This window comes from Aliidongia sp., assembly GCF_035943795.1.
Classification (GTDB): Bacteria; Pseudomonadota; Alphaproteobacteria; order ATCC43930; family CGMCC-115725; genus Aliidongia.
On record NZ_DASZBY010000117.1, the window covers coordinates 51,537 to 66,806 of the forward strand.

The 15,270-nt window shown below is 67.7% G+C and carries 11 protein-coding genes; 7 read left to right on the forward strand and 4 right to left on the reverse strand.

Annotation, left to right across the window (positions count from 1 at the left end; translation table 11 throughout):
• Window position 1 precedes the first annotated feature (1 nt).
• From cyoB to VGV37_RS23270, 6 genes are all read left to right on the forward strand, one after another.
• Window positions 2-1,984: a cytochrome o ubiquinol oxidase subunit I gene (gene cyoB / locus VGV37_RS23245; RefSeq protein WP_326882159.1), complete on the forward strand. Its 1,983-nt coding sequence runs from the start codon at window positions 2-4 to the stop codon at window positions 1,982-1,984.
• Window positions 1,981-2,610: a cytochrome o ubiquinol oxidase subunit III gene (gene cyoC / locus VGV37_RS23250; RefSeq protein ID WP_326882160.1), complete on the forward strand. Its 630-nt coding sequence runs from the start codon at window positions 1,981-1,983 to the stop codon at window positions 2,608-2,610. Before cyoB ends, cyoC begins: the two co-directional genes overlap by 4 nt.
• Window positions 2,610-3,005 (forward strand): cytochrome o ubiquinol oxidase subunit IV, encoded by a 396-nt coding sequence (gene cyoD, locus VGV37_RS23255; RefSeq protein ID WP_326882161.1) that lies wholly within the window; start codon window positions 2,610-2,612, stop codon window positions 3,003-3,005. The genes cyoC and cyoD overlap by 1 nt, the downstream gene beginning before the upstream one ends.
• A 140-nt stretch (window positions 3,006-3,145) precedes the next feature.
• Complete coding sequence (locus VGV37_RS23260; protein ID WP_326882162.1) at window positions 3,146-3,577, forward strand: hypothetical protein; 432 nt, start codon at window positions 3,146-3,148, stop codon at window positions 3,575-3,577.
• A gap of 31 nt (window positions 3,578-3,608) precedes the next feature.
• The gene (locus tag VGV37_RS23265) at window positions 3,609-4,898 is read left to right on the forward strand and encodes a hypothetical protein (RefSeq protein ID WP_326882163.1); all 1,290 of its coding nucleotides are present in this window, start codon (window positions 3,609-3,611) and stop codon (window positions 4,896-4,898) included.
• The gene (locus tag VGV37_RS23270) at window positions 4,880-6,376 is read left to right on the forward strand and encodes a hypothetical protein (RefSeq protein WP_326882164.1); all 1,497 of its coding nucleotides are present in this window, start codon (window positions 4,880-4,882) and stop codon (window positions 6,374-6,376) included. The genes VGV37_RS23265 and VGV37_RS23270 overlap by 19 nt, the downstream gene beginning before the upstream one ends.
• Here VGV37_RS23270 and VGV37_RS23275 read toward each other — a convergent pair.
• From VGV37_RS23275 to VGV37_RS23285, 3 genes are read right to left on the reverse strand one after another with little or no spacing between them, the layout of a single operon-like run.
• A complete protein-coding gene (locus VGV37_RS23275) occupies window positions 6,373-7,554 on the reverse strand; it encodes a catalase family protein (protein WP_326882165.1) in 1,182 nt (393 codons plus the stop codon). The genes VGV37_RS23270 and VGV37_RS23275 overlap by 4 nt on opposite strands.
• Window positions 7,551-9,398: a GMC family oxidoreductase gene (locus tag VGV37_RS23280; RefSeq protein WP_326882166.1), complete on the reverse strand. Its 1,848-nt coding sequence runs from the start codon at window positions 9,396-9,398 to the stop codon at window positions 7,551-7,553. Before VGV37_RS23280 ends, VGV37_RS23275 begins: the two co-directional genes overlap by 4 nt.
• A 12-nt stretch (window positions 9,399-9,410) precedes the next feature.
• Window positions 9,411-11,807, reverse strand: coding sequence for a hypothetical protein (locus tag VGV37_RS23285; RefSeq protein WP_326882167.1), 2,397 nt, complete (start codon window positions 11,805-11,807; stop codon window positions 9,411-9,413).
• Between the two features lie 247 nt (window positions 11,808-12,054).
• On the opposite strand from VGV37_RS23285, the gene ggt reads away from it, so the two are divergent.
• The gene (ggt, locus tag VGV37_RS23290) at window positions 12,055-13,689 is read left to right on the forward strand and encodes a gamma-glutamyltransferase (protein ID WP_326882168.1); all 1,635 of its coding nucleotides are present in this window, start codon (window positions 12,055-12,057) and stop codon (window positions 13,687-13,689) included.
• A gap of 52 nt (window positions 13,690-13,741) precedes the next feature.
• On the opposite strand, the gene VGV37_RS23295 is transcribed toward ggt, so the two are convergent.
• Window positions 13,742-15,253 (reverse strand): M81 family metallopeptidase, encoded by a 1,512-nt coding sequence (locus VGV37_RS23295; RefSeq protein WP_326882169.1) that lies wholly within the window; start codon window positions 15,251-15,253, stop codon window positions 13,742-13,744.
• Between the last annotated feature and the right edge of the window lie 17 nt (window positions 15,254-15,270).

Sequence of the window (15,270 nt, forward strand, 5' to 3'; positions counted from 1 at the left end):
GATGCTGGGCAAGCTCACCTGGGATGCGCTGCCGTTCAACGAGCCGATCGACATGGCGGTGTCGGGCCTGATGATCGCGGCGGTCCTCGCCATCCTGCTGTGGCTGACCGCGAAGGGCCATTGGCCCTACCTGTGGCGGGAATGGCTGACCTCGGTCGATCACAAGCGTATCGGCGTGATGTATTGCGTGCTGGCGCTGGTCATGCTGCTGCGCGGCTTCGCCGACGCACTGATGATGCGCTCCCAGCAGGCGCTCGCCGCCGGCGGCGCTCAGGGCTACCTGCCGCCCGAGCATTACGACCAGATCTTCTCGGCCCACGGCACGATCATGATCTTCTTCATGGCCATGCCCTTCATGATCGGGCTGATGAACTTCGCCGTGCCGCTGCAGCTGGGCGTGCGCGACGTGGCGTTCCCGACCTTGAATTCGGTCAGCCTGTGGCTGACGGCATCGGGCGTGCTGCTGACCAACATCTCGCTGGTGGTGGGCGAGTTCGCGCGCACCGGCTGGTTGGCCTACCCACCGCTGAGCGAGCTCAGGTTCTCGCCCGGGGTCGGCGTCGATTATTACCTCTGGTCGCTGCAGATCTCCGGCGTCGGCACCCTGCTGTCCGGTATCAACCTGGTCACGACCATCCTCAAGATGCGGGCGCCGGGCATGAGCTACATGCGCATGCCGGTGTTCTGCTGGACCTCGCTCGCGGCCAACCTGCTGATCGTCGCCGCCTTCCCGATCCTGACCGCGACCTTCGCGATGCTGCTGCTCGACCGCTATCTGGGCTTCCATTTCTTCACGATCGACGGGGGCGGCAACCCCATGATGTACATCAACCTGATCTGGGCCTGGGGCCATCCGGAAGTGTACATCCTGATCCTGCCGGCGTTCGGCGTGTTCTCCGAAGTGATCGCGACCTTCTCGGGCAAGCCGCTGTTCGGCTATCGCTCGATGGTCGCCGCCACCATGGCGATCTGCGTCCTCTCCTTCGTCGTCTGGTTGCATCACTTCTTCACCATGGGCGCCGGCGCCGACGTCAACGGTTTCTTCGGCGTGATGACCATGATCATCGCGGTGCCGACCGGCGTGAAGGTCTACAACTGGCTGTTCACCATGTATGGCGGCCGGGTGCGCTTCACCGCGCCGATCTACTGGTCGCTGGGCTTCATGGTAACCTTCGTGCTGGGCGGCATGACCGGCGTGCTGCTGGCGGTGCCGCCGGCCGACTTCGTGCTGCACAACAGCCTGTTCCTGATCGCGCATTTCCATAACGTGATCATCGGCGGCGTGCTGTTCGGCGCCATGGCGGGATATACCTACTGGTTCCCCAAGGCTTTCGGCTTCACGCTGCACGAGGGCTGGGGCAAGGCCAGCTTCTGGTGCTGGTTCATCGGGTTCTACCTGGCCTTCATGCCGCTCTACTGGCTGGGCCTGATGGGCATGACCCGCCGCATGCAGCATTACGACGATGCCAGCTGGCAGCCGTTCCTGGTGGTCGCGGCTGGCGGCGCCCTCGTCATCCTGTGCGGCATCCTGTGTACCATCGTCCAGCTTGTGGTCTCGATCCGCGACCAGGCCGGCAGCCGCGACCGCACCGGCGATCCGTGGAACGGTCGGACGCTCGAATGGTCGACCGCCTCGCCGCCGCCCTCGTGGAATTTCGCCATGCTGCCGCAGGTCGAGGGCGAGGACGCCTATTGGCACATGAAGCGTCGGGCGCGCGAGGAACGGACCGAGCATGCCGAGGCGCTGGAATACGGGGCGATCGAGATGCCGGTCAACAGCTCGACCGGATTCATCACGGCCTTCTTCGCCGTCGTCACCGGCTTCGCGCTGATCTGGCACATCTGGTGGATGGTCTGGCTGGGCCTGTTCGGCGCCTTCGCCACCACGCTGGTGCTGGCGTGGCGCGACCATGACGAGATGGAGATCCCGGCCGACGAGGTCGCCCGCATGGACCGGGCGCACCGTGCGGAGCTCGCCCGATGAGCGGCGCCGTCGCGGCCGCGCACGGCGACCATGGCGTGCCGCGCAGCGCCAGCGAGGATGGTCCTGCCCCCAAGCGCATCATCGTCGCCTACGGGTTCTGGATCTTCCTGCTCAGCGACATCGTGATGTTCTCGGCCATCTTCGCGACCTACGCGGTGCTCGCCCAGGCGACGAATGGCGGGCCGACGGGGCGCCAGCTGTTCGACTATACCAATGTCGCGATCGAGACCGGCTGCCTGCTCGCCTCGAGCTTTACCTGCGGAATGATGTCGCTCGCGATCAACGAGGAAAGCCGGCTTTGGACCTATGTCGGTGCGGCAGTGACTTTCGGGCTCGGCGCCGTCTTCCTGATGCTCGAACTGCGCGAGTTCGCGGACATGATCGCCGAGGGCGCCACGCCCCAGCGCAGCGCTTTCCTGTCGGCATTCTTCACCCTGGTCGGCTGCCACGGGCTGCATGTCGCGATCGGCCTCTTGTGGCTGGTGGTGATGATGGTGCAGGTCTGGGCCAAGGGATTCCGGGCCTCGGTCCAGCGCCGCCTGCTGTGCTTCAGTCTGTTCTGGCACGCGCTCGACATCATCTGGGTAGCGCTGTTTTCGATCGTCTATCTGATGGGAGGCCGCTGATGGACGCGAACCGGCACGATCGCGCGCCCGGCGACGACACGACGCCAGGCGACCGGCGCGAGGAAACGCTCTCGGGCCTGCGCGTCTATCTCGTCGGCCTCGCACTCGCGGTGCTGTTCACCGCGACCTCGTTCTGGGCCGCCGGCACCAATCTGCTCTGGGCGCCCGGCATCCCGATCGGCCTCGCCGTCCTGGCCGTGGCCCAGATGGGCATCCACCTGGTGTTCTTCCTGCACATCACGACCGGTCCGGACAATACCAACAACGTGCTGGCGCTGGCCTTCGGCGTCCTGATCGTGGCGCTGGTCGTCGCCGGCTCGCTGTGGATCATGGCCAATCTCAACGCGAACATGATGCCGTCGCCGGAACTGATGAACATGCAGATCCAGCACTGATCGCTCTCGGTATCAGGGTAGCGAAAACCTTGCATGCGCCGGCGATGATCGCTTAGATGGGAGAGGCCGACAAGAACATGAAATAGCCAATCGCGGCGAGCCGGACTCGGGATGGCGCGCTCTTCCGGGAGATGCGCATCATGGCCTACACCGTCGCTCAGCTGCTGCAGATGCCCCAGTCCGATCTGGACGGCTTGTTCACCGCCGGCGCGACCGGCCCGATCCCCGACGGCGAGGGCAAGGGAACGGCGATCATCGCGCCGGGAACCGTCTTCACCAGCGACATCGCCACGCTGGTCAATTTCTTCGCCTGGCAGGGCAAGGTGTTCGACGCCAAGGCCGGCCTGCTGCGCAACCGCATCCTGCCGATCGGCCTGAACGCGATCGTCGCCCGGGTCTATAGCGCACCGAGCTGGCTCGATGGCAAGGATTGCGTCGTGCTCGATTATTCCGAGACTTCCACGGTCGCGCATTGGATCCGCGATGAGATCCGCCTGATCCAGCCGGGCCTGTATCTGGGCAAGGTCTATTGGGACAAGGCCCGGCTGATCGATTTCACGCTCGAGTTCTGACCGCGGGCGCCGTCGCCAGGACTTCGATCCCGTGACCCCGCAATCGACCTTCATGGTGGTGGCGCCGATCCTGCCGGAGCGGGAAGGCGCCCTGCGCCTGCTGTTGAACGGCATGAACCGGCTGCCGGGCACCGCCGACCCGGAAAACGCGCTGCTGCCGTTCGGCCGGTTCGACCGCCTGCATTATGCCCGGTTCGTCATCCTGCGCGACGGCACGCTGGGCGATCTGGCCGCCGTTGGCATCGCCTTCCCCGATGCGCCGGTCTATCTGGCGTTCCTCGGCGATTGCGACGGCCCGGCCGAAAGCCTGCTCGACGCTTTCGCGGCCGAGGCCGGACCGGGTCTGCGCCGGATCTTCGATCATTGCGAGGGTTTCGACGAGACAATCGATCTCGGCGGCTGGCTGCGCGCGGCGAACGTGACGCCGGCCGTCCGATATGTGAATTGGGTCGGCCGCACCGCGGTGCAGATCCGGCATGACGCGGCGCTCCATGCCGTGCTGCGCGCCTACCTGGTCCAGCATGCCGCCGTGCTCGCCGGCGAGCCGCCACGCGCGATTAGCGATCGCCTGCGCGCCCATAGCCGCGCGGCGGGGCCGGCACCGTACCGGGAACAGCCGACGCCGCCCGGCTGGCGGGTGGGCGAGGTCCTCGACGCCATCGGCGGGGCACTGCTCCTGTTGCTGCTGGCGCCCCCGCTGCTGCTGGTCGCCCCGATCTTCCTGGTCCTGCTGCGCTGGCACGAGCGGGCGGACCCGGCAATCACGCCACGGCCAGATCCGGTGCATGTCGCGGACCTGAGCCGGATCGAGGATCATGACGTCGGCAACCAGTTCAGCGCGTTCGGCACCGTGAAGCCGGGCCGGTTCCGGCGCACCACCTTGATCGCCCTGCTGTGGCTGGTGAATTACACGACGCGGCACATCTATACGCGCGGCAGCCTGGGCCGGGTCGGCACCATCCATTTCGCGCGCTGGGTCTTCCTCGACGACAAGCGGCGGCTGTTCTTTGCCAGCAACTACGACGGCAGCCTGGACAGCTACATGGACGATTTCATCAATAAGGTGGCATTCGGCTTGAACCTGGTGTTCAGCAACGGCATCGGCTATCCGCGCACCCGGTTCCTGGTGCTGGGCGGTGCCAAGGACGAGCAGGCCTTCAAATACTACATCCGTCGGCACCAGCTGCCGACCGAGGTCTGGTACAAGGCCTATCCGGGGCTGACCGCCTATGACCTGGCGCGCAACGCGTCGATCAGCGCGGGGCTGGACCGCGACGACATGACCGATCGGGAGATCCGGCAATGGCTGGCGACGATCTAGCGGCGGCCGCGATCGACCTGGACGATGTCCAGGGTCTGCTGCGCTCCGGCTACGGCAGCCTGAAGGACGCGGTGTTTCTGATGCTGCGCATCGCCGATCCGGCGGCTGCGCGGGTCTGGCTCGCCACGGCGCCGGTGACCAGCGCGGGCCTCCTGCGCGTGCGCATCGATCGCGCGCTCAACATCGCGGTGACCGCACCGGGGCTGCGCGCGCTCGGGATCGAAGAGGCTATCCTGGCTGGCTTCTCGGCGGAATTCCTCGCGGGCATGGCCGGCGACGAGGCCCGGTCGCGCCGGCTGGGCGATATCGGGCCGAGCGCGCCCGAGTTCTGGGCCTGGGGTGTCGCCGATCGCACGCCCGATCTGTTGGTCGCCCTCTATGCCGAAGCCGGCGGGCTGGCCGCCTGGCGCGGGGCGGTCCTGACGCCAGGATTCACCGCCGGCTTCACGATCCTGCGGGAACTCGCGACCGCGGACATGCAGGATCACGAGCCGTTCGGCTTCCTCGACGGCGTCAGCCAGCCGGCGATCGATTGGACCCGGGAGCGCACGCCCGGCACCGACGCCGATCTGGACTACGGCAACCTGATCGCGCCCGGCGAATTCCTGCTGGGCTACGCGAACGAGTACGGCCATTATACCGACCGCCCGCTGCTTGAGCCGGCCAGGGATCCGGCGGGCGTGCTGCCGCCCGCCGCCGATGATCCGGACCGCCGCGACCTGGGGCGCAATGGGTCCTATCTGGTGTTCCGGCAGCTCGACCAGGATGTGCGCGGCTTCTGGCGCTTCGCCGCCAGCCAGTCGCCGGAAGATGACGGCGTGGTGTTCGCCGAGGCGATGGTCGGCCGCCGCCGGTCGGGCGAACCGCTGCTGCCGCTCGAGGAAGGGCCGATCCGCGGCGTCGGCCACGGCGACGCCGACGGCCGGAACAATCTCTTCACCTATGCCTGCGACCCGGACGGCAGCCGTTGCCCGCTAGGCGCCCATGTCCGCCGCGCCAACCCGCGCAACGGCGACATGCCCGGCGGCCGGCAGACCATCTTCGACCAGGCGATCAGGCTCGCGGGCTTCGGCGGCGGCGGGCCGCGTGCCGACGCGGTCGCCTCCAGCCGTTTTCACCGCATCCTGCGTCGCGGCCGCGAATATGGGCAGTTCCTGGCTGCGTCCCAGGCGATCGCGGACGATGCCGCCGATCCGGCGAGCGGGCTCAATTTCCTGGCGCTGAATGCCAATATTTCCCGCCAGTTCGAGTTCATCCAAAACGCCTGGCTCGCCAGCGCCAAGTTCGATGGGTTGAGCGGTGAGAGCGACCCGCTGCTCGGCAACCGCCTGCCGTTTCCGGCAGAACAGGCGACCGACGGCTTCACCGTACCGAGGCCAGGGGGGCGCGTCGCCGGGGTCCCGCCGTTCGTGCAGATGCGCGGCGGGGCGTATTTCTTCCTGCCCGGGCTCCGGGCGCTGCGCTTCCTCGCCGGTTAGTCGAAAGTCTCGTCGCCGGTCGGTTCGACGTGTGGTGTGCCGTTCATGACCTGGCGCAACCGCGACAATTCCTCGTATATCGCGCGCCGCGCCCGGTTCTGGTTGCCGAGCGGGCGATGCTCGGGCAGGCAGTGCCAGGGATTGATCGAAAAGCGGCTGGCGAAAGCGAGTTGCGCCGGCGTGTCGAATACCTGCCGCGGCAGCAGCAAGGTCGCGGCCGTGATCGGGCGCGACAGATGTTCGGGCCAGCGGACCGAGGCATTCTCGATTGGCATTCGACGCGGGTCGGTTTGCAGTTGGATGCGAAAATCGAATGCGACCTCCCGTTTCGCCAGGGTCGCCGCCATCGCCTGGCGCAGGTAATCGTCCGGTGGTCGGCCGGGCAGGTCGGGCACGCGGCTGCGCCCCCAATGCTGCGGCCGCAGCCCGTAGCGCATGGCTTGGCCGTGGCCCAGCAGATAGGGCACGCAGCTCCAATATTCCGTTTCCAGCGGGCTGGTCTGGGTCCGCGCCCACAGCCCCTGCATGATGCCGTCCAACAGATGGAAATCGCGAGGATCGATGAAATAGAACAGCGGCAGGCCGCGCCCGATCGCGGCCTGCAGCTTGCGGTTCTCGTGCACGTCCGGCGTCGTGAAAGTGGGCGTGCTGATGCCGGTGAAATCCTGGGTGAAGCGCTCGTCGGCCAGCAGCTTGGGTCCCGGCACGCCCATCACCTTGAGGCCGATGCTGAGCACGCCGATATCGTCGATGTCGGGCGGGCTGGCAGGACCGGGGCCGGCGAAGCGGACCCAGGCGGGATATTCCCCGGGCATCGCGAACAGCCCGTGCCTCAAGGCCGGCGGCAGGTCCGCCCGGACAATGAAGCGGCCGCGCACCATGCCATGGGTCTTGGTATTGCCGGCGCGCTGATAGCCGCCGGGCGCGTATTGCGCCCGCATGTAGTGCGACATGCTATCGGTGATCGCGCGCAGGCACGCGGCCTCGTCGGGCAGCATCGTCTCGCGCGCCGGCTCCAGCGGCTCCGGGCCGCCCCGGGCGACGATGATCGCCTGGGTAATGGCGGCGAGCGGTTCCCGGAACAGCGCATCGAAGGCGGGCCGGAAGAACGGATCGATCCGGCGTTCGAGATGCAGCAGGCACAGCAGTGCCGCGTGCACGCGATGCTGCCAGCTCACGGCCGGCGCTTCGCGTCGCGCAAGATCACGTCGGCGGCCTTTTCCGCGATCATGTAGACCGCGCTGGCGATGAAGAAGCCGGGGATGCGGGGAAAGACCGAGGCATCGACGACGTGCAGCCCCTCGACGCCATGCACCGCGAAGTCGCCGTCGACCACGCCGCCCGCCTCGCGCGGACCGATCGGGCAGCTGCACGAGGCGTGATGGCCCCAGGCATTGTCGCGCACGTATTGGGCCAGGTCTTCGTCGCTCACAACCTCGCGGCCGGGCAGTTCCTCCTCGGCGATCAGGTCCAGGACGTTCAGCGGTTCGTTCAATTCGCGCACGAAGCGGATGCCGGCCACGACCGCCTTCAGGTCCTCGCCGGTCGGATCGTCCCGTTCGTCGAAATAGTTGAAATCGATCAACGGCGGATCGCGCGGATCGGCCGAGCGCAGGGTGACCGTGCCGGCCCGGTTGTTGGTATGCGCCTTCAACACCGCCCAGGTCAGGCAATCGTGGCGTGTCGCGATCTCGCGCGAATAGCCAGGATAATAGCCGTGGAAGCTGGCCAGGAGCGCCATGCAGAACAGATCGGCCGGCTGGCGCCCGGGCGTCGAGCGCTTGGCGACCGCCAAGGCGGCGCCGTTCGAGACATACATGCCGCTCTGCTGGCCGGTCCATTCGGCATAGAGCGGGTCGCCAGGCTCGAACCTGGCGCCGGCCAGCACCTCCCAGGGCCGGTTCATGCGGTTGACCACGCCGACCTCGTAGCGATCCTGCAGGTTGCGGCCGACGCCGGGCAGGTCGACCCGGACCGGGATGCCATGGCGTTCGAGTGCCGCGCGCGGGCCGATGCCCGACAGCATGAGCAATTGGGGCGAATTGAACGCGCCGCCGGACAGGATCACGCCCCGGCCGGCGCGGATCGACCGGCGTATGCCCTCGCCGCCGCTGGGTGTGGGATGTGCACGATAGAGCCGCTCGCCCTGCAGATATTCGATGCCGACCGCGCGGTTGCCTTCGAACAGCACGCGGGTCGCCAACGCGTGCAGCTGGACGCGCAGCCGGTCCGGCTGGCGCTCGGCGACATCCAGGACCCGCTCGCGCGCGCCGGTGCGCCGATGGTCGCAGGTCGATAGCGGCGTGTAGCAGACCGCCTCGTCACCGCGCGGCATGATCCGCCGGTCGTTCGGATCCGCCTGGCCCTCGAACAGGCGCCACAGCGCTTCGAGCGGCCGCCTGCCGGCCCGGATCGCGGCCACGGCACCGTCGATGATGGTCTGGATCAGGCCACCGTCCTCGACGACCTGCCAGGGTTTGGCCCGCTCGGCGCGCAGCCAGCCGGACCAGCCATGGCCGGTCGGGTCCAGCCCCAGCCGGGACAGCAGGCGCCAGAACGGCCGATGCCGGCACTGTTCCAGCCGGCGGAAATAGCGGCGCATGGATCGGGCGCTCCAGCTCCGGTCGCCGGTCAGGGCGGCGATGCCGTCCCAGTCGGCGTCGTGGGGATAGACCAGGATCATGGCGTTGTGCGCGGTGCAGCCGCCGAGCGCCGCCGCGCGTGGATAGAACACGCCGTCGGCGCCGGCCTTGGGATCGCGTTGCTGCTGTGCCTCGTCGGCATAGTGGCGCACGAAGAAATCCCAGCTGATCGCCGGGTTCTCCGATGCCAGGGAATGGAACGCCGGCACGTCGTAATCGTCCGGCAACCGGGCTTCGTCCGTCGCCCGCGGGTCGCCACCCGCTTCGAGCAGGACGACGCGCATGCCGGCCTCGGCCAGCCGGGCCGCCAGGGTTCCACCTCCGGCGCCGGATCCGACGATCACATAGTCGCAGTCGTCGCCGGTGTCCGGGCTGTCCACGAGGGCGGCGGCTCAAAAGGTCTTCAGGAATTCGATCAGGGCGAGCTTGTCCTTGTCGCTCAGCGGCTGCTCCGGGCCGAAGGCCTTTTCGTCGTCGCTCAGCGCCGCGGTGTCGTTGAACGCGGCCGTGCCGAAATAATGGCCGCGGTTGACCTCGAAGTCCCGGCACTTGCTGAGTGCCATCAGGGTCGGGACCTGGTTGGCGAATTTCTGCCGCAGCTGCTCGTCGGTCGCGTCAGGCGGCATCGTGACCAGGTCGGTCTGCAACCCGGCCAGCAGGTTGACGAGCTGGGTCGCATGGTTCGCCTGCTCGACCGGGTCGTCGCTCTCCGACAGGGGCTGGATGTTCGACAACAGGTTGACCGGAATGCCGGCGGGGATCGGGCCGATGGTGATGTCGCCGTCCTTGTCGACCAGCCCCGGCGCCAGCCGGTGCGCCGTGCTCTGTAACGGATGCAGCACTTCCGGCACATAGCCGACGGGAATGGTGACCCAGCTGCGCGCGGTTGTGCGGTCGATCAGCCCCACCCCCTTGTCGCCCAGCACCTTGTCCCGCTCGCGGGTCTCCGGCCACAGCATCTCGCCGATCGAGGCCTGGAACACCCGCAGGCGCGCGTCCACGCTCGGATCCTGGTCGAATGGGCCGACGCTGTTGTTGAGCAGGAACGGCGCCGTCGACCACAGGCTGATCAGCGACGGTGGCCGTGTGTAGCCGCGGCCGCCGGCCGGCATCGCGTAGGGCCGGCGCTCGCCGGTGACCGGATCGCGCAGGGTGACAGTCCCGACGGAGGGCAGGGACTTGTAGGAGTGGGAGGAGAAATTGTCCCAGATGTTGCCGGCGACCGCGTTGGTGGCGAGCGGGCTGCAGGCATTGGTCCGCAGCAGGGTCACCGGCACCCGCACGTCGGTCGACAGATAATTGCCGTCGAGGAAGTCCGTCGCATGGACGATGGCGTTCATCTGCTGCTTGTAGCCGGTGGTCTTGGTCCAGCTCCAATAGCGCTTCCAGCAATCCAGGTAGCCGGGTCCGGCACAACCGGCCGGATCCAGCCCTTCGGCCGGCTGCGGCGCCTTGCTGGAATGGCAGCGCGCGCAGGTCTCGGCGAACACCGTCTTGCCGCGGTCGATCACCGCTGCGTCGGTCGTCAGGTATTTCGTGCCGCCGGGCGCATCCTTCAGATGGTCGGGCACGCCGGCCTTCAGCAGGAATGCCGCCATGGCCGGCGTGCCGGCCTCGGTCGCCTGCCAATAGCTGGAATTCTTCTCAGCCACGGCGATCTCGATCGGGCTGATCGGCTGGCCGCCCACGACCGCGTTGAAATGCAGCAGCCATTCCTCGCTGAACAGGCCGATGTTCAGGTAGACGCGGTTGAGCGCGCCGAGCGCGCCCACCGAATCCGACCCGTCCTTGAGGATGTGCGGCGTCCAGACCGTATCCGGCTTCTGGTAGAACTGGGTCAGCGGCCCGCTGGCGACGAAATCGTTGAACTGCTTGTTGTCGCGCTCGCCGCCTTCGAGCTGTTCCTTACCCCAGCGGTGCCCGACACCCAGCCGGGCACCCAGCGAATAGATCGCGTTCATGGTGCGCGGGTTGTTGATGTTGTCGGTCGAGACCAGCGACGTGTCCATGGCACCCGGGCGATAGGTGTGGACCAACTGGAACATGAAGTTGGTGGGATTGGCGTCGGGGATGAACAGCCGGTCGACCCACATGTATTGCGCACCGACGGTCGAGTTCAGGTCCGCCCAGGCGGGGTGCGCGGCATCGGCTGGCGGATGGGTCGGGCTCGGCCCGACATGGCAGAATCCGCAAGCCATGCCAACCCGATAGGGCCGCACCAGATCCTTCGAATTGTAATAGGACGGGTCGTTGTAATAGCGCTCCGCATCCCATTTCTGGGCCGCCGCCTCGTCGAAGGCCGGATTGGGGAACAGCCGCAGCCCGACGATGCCGGTCGGATAGCCGTAGAACGAGCCGACCGGCACGGTCTTGCCGCGCGCGCCGATCCGGATACCCGGGTATTTGATCTCGTCCGCGAACGGGTCGGGGCCGCAGCCCGGGCCGTCCTTGCGCACGTCGAGCCACAGATGGAAACGCTGCGGATCGCCGCCCGTCGGCTTTTCGAAACACGGCTCGTTGACCAGGCCCAGGTAGTTCCAGCGCGACTCGCGACCGAACTTCTGCCCGGGGTGGGAGGTCACGACCTTCAGCAGGTCGAACGCCCCGAAGGTCGAGGCCGTCATGCCGTCCCAGAACCGGTCGTTGCCGCCGGTCCAGACCAGCCACATGTTGCGGCCCTTGATCTCGTCGGCGCCCAGCGCCACGCCGCCGTCCATGTCGTGGAAATAATCTTCGGACGCCGTCAGCAGCGACGCGGCGTCGCGGCCGGACTTGCTGGCTTCGTCCAATACCCGACCGGACTTCGAGGCATCGTCGCAGGACGCGACGAGAATGAGACAGAGGAAGAGCAAGGTACTTGCGACAATACCGGTTACCCGTGCCATTGCGCCCCCGCATGCCGTTTTATCAGCAATTGCCGCGATGGTAACACGCTACCATTCGGATTGAATAGGCCGCATCGCCGGTGCCGTAGCCCTACTCAGCGGTCGCTGGTCATGCTGTTATTCCTGCTCGTGCTTGATCGGGGATCCCATGATGACGAGACCGACCCGCCGCCTGCCGGCCTACCGGGCAATGATCGTGGCGCCGCAACCGGAGGCGGCCGAGGCCGGGCTGACGGCGCTCCAGGCCGGCGGCAATGCGCTCGACGCGGTCGTCGCCTGCGCGCTGACCCAGGGCGTGGTCGATCCGGCCATGTGCGGGCTGGGCGGCCTCGGCAGCCTGCAGATCTTCGATCCGGCAAGCGGCCGCAATCTTGTATTCGACGGGCTGTCGACCTGTCCGGCCGCCTCCACGCCCGGGATGTGGCAGCACCTGTTCGAACGCGAATGCAGCGACGGCTACGGCTACGTGCTGAAAGGCGGCGGCAACGAGCTGGGCCATACCGCCGTGACGACGCCGGGTATCGTGCGGGTGTTCGGCGATGCGCACCACGCGTTCGGTCGGCTGCCCTGGGCCGAATTGTTCGGTCCCGCCATCGGCTTTGCCGAGGACGGCTGGATCGTCCGTCCCCATGTCGCCATGATGTTCGCGCTCAATGAAGCCGGCGTTGGCCGCCTGCCGTACGTCGAAAAGCTGGCGCTGACGCCCGACGGCCGGAAACTGTACCTGCGGCCGGACGGCACGCCGAAGAAGCTGGGCGACGCGGTCCGGAACCCCGATCTCGCGGAAACCCTGCGTGGGCTGGCGCGCGACGGGGCGGACAGTTTCTATACCGGCGAGATCGCCCGGCGCCTTGTAGCCGACATGGCGGAACACGGCGGCCTGATGAGCCTGGCGGATCTCGCGGGTTTCCGGGTGCAGCAGAAGGCACCGCTCGCCATCGACTATCGCGGCCGCCGCATCGCCACGCCGCCGCCGGCGGCCGGCGGCATCTATGTCACCGAGATCCTGCGCATCCTCGAACGGTTCGACCTGACCGCGCTCGAGCACAATGGTGCCGAGTATGTCGCGATCGTCGCCGAGGCGATGAAGATCGCCGGCGGCGACAAGGACCGCTTCATCGGCGATCCGGATTTCGTCACTCCGCCACTCGACCGGCTGCTGTCGGACGCCTATGCCGACGAATGTGCCGCCAAGATCCGCCGGGACGAGAAGACGCCGCTGGCGCGCATCACCGGCGACAGCAAGCACACCACGACCGTGTCTTGCATCGACGCCGACGGCATGGTCGTGACGCTGACCCATACCAACGGCGTGCCGTCCGGCGTGATCGCGCCGGGGCTGGGCTTCATCCTCAATGGTGCGATGAACTGGTACGACCCGCGCCCCGGCCGTGCCGGCTCGATTGCGCCGGGCAAGCGGCGGTTCTCGTCGATGACCCCGACCATCGTCTTCGAACAGGGCAAGCCGGTCTTCACGCTCGGCGCGCCGGGCGGCGCCTGGATCGGACCCGCGATCGTGCAGGTGCTGCTGAACGTGCTGGACTGGGGCATGCCGGTGGCGGAGGCGGTATCTGCCCCGCGCTTCAGCGCCACATCCGACGCGATCGACATCTCCAACCGCATCCCGCGCAGCGTTCAAAAGGGGCTGGAGGCGAAGGGCTACGAGGTGAAGCGCTCGCCGTTGTCCTATCCGTTCGCCGCCCCCCACGGCATCACCTGCTGGGACGGCAGGCTCGAAGGCGGCGCCGATCCCCAGCGCGACGGCTATGCCGCCGGCATGGTGTAGGCCGTCACGCCCTGCCCTGGTGGTTCTTCCGAACGCGCTGCAGGTGTTCGTCTCAGACGCCGCCGGCTGAGCCCGGCTTCGGCGCAAAGGCCGGGCCGCCCGGACGGACGCGCATGCCGGGCGCCAGGTGCCGCCAGGGCAGGTCCGCCGGGTCGGATTGCATCGGCCCCGGCGCCTTGGCGACGAGGATGGCAGAGGCGATCGGCATGAAATCGGCCCGGAAATGCACCGAGCTCTTGTTGACCAGGATCGCCATCCGCTCCGGCTCGATCCCGCCGATCCGATAGAGGTTCCGGTCCAGCATCTGCGTCTTGTAGGTGCTGACCACGATATGGATGCCGTCGATCCGCAGGCCGGCGACCAAGCCTAGGTCGACCCTGGTGCCGGTCATCATCGGGCCGGCCAGCACGCAGTGCCCGTCGGACAGGTGCTCGACCTCGAAATCGCCCTCGAACGGGGTATCGCCGGGCGTGCCCGATCCGCCGCCGAGCGCCAGGTGAATAGTCTGGCCGATCCCGGCTGCATGGGCCGCCGCAGCCGCAGCGGGGTCGCACATCAGGCCGAGCGCGGCATCCTGGGCGCCGTGACGCACCAGGGCGCGCAGCATGCCGGTCGTGTTCGAATCGCCGCCGGCGCCCGGATTGTCCTGGGTATCGGCGATGACGACCGGGCCGACCGTGCCGGACAGGCGGATCGCCTCCGTCACGGCCTCGTCCGGCGCCAGGAACGGCACGGCCCAGTCGGGCTCGGCTGCCGCGATCTGGTCGTAGAGCGCCTCGACGGCGGCCTCGGCCGCCTCCGCCGTGCGGCCATAGCCCCAGACGACCGGCCCGCATTCGGGAAAGTCGGCGGCCGGGAAGCCGGGCGCGAACGACAGCGACAGGACCTCGCCGGTCTGAAGTTCTGCAATGCGCTGGTAGACCGAGCTCGCGGGTTCGAGCAGCGTGCACATGCCGTTGATCGGGATCAGAAACGGCAGGCGTCGGGACGCCCGATGGAACTGCCGGCCGGGCGCGAGATAATCGTCGAGCAGCACTGCCGCCTGCCGTCCGGTCTCCGCCATGTCGACGTGGGGATAGGTGCGATAGGCGACGAGGCCGTCCGCATTCTCCAGCATCCGCGCCGTGACGTTCGCATGCAGGTCGAGCGAGGCGACGATCGGAATGGCCGGACCGACGACCCGGCGCAGGCGGGCGAGCAACTCGCCTTCGCCATCGTCCGCATGCTCGGCCACCATCGCGCCATGGAGATCCAGGTAGATCGCGTCGAATCCGCCCGCCTTCGCGGCGGTGGTGATTTCGCCGGCGATACGCTCGTAGGCGTCCCGCGTCACGTGGGCCGACGGGCTGGCCCCGGCCCAGATCACCGGGATCAAGCCATGGCGCTCGGCTTCCGCCGCCGCGATGAAGCCGCCCGCCGGGATGTTCACGTCGCGCAGCGCCAGCAGCTCGGCGCCGCGCACCATCGGGGGATAGCCCTCGCCGCGCACGAAACTCTCATAGCCGGCCTGCGACGGCGCGAAGGTGTTGGTTTCGTGCTGGAAGCCGGCGACGAGAATTTTCATGGGGTTCCTTGGGGGTA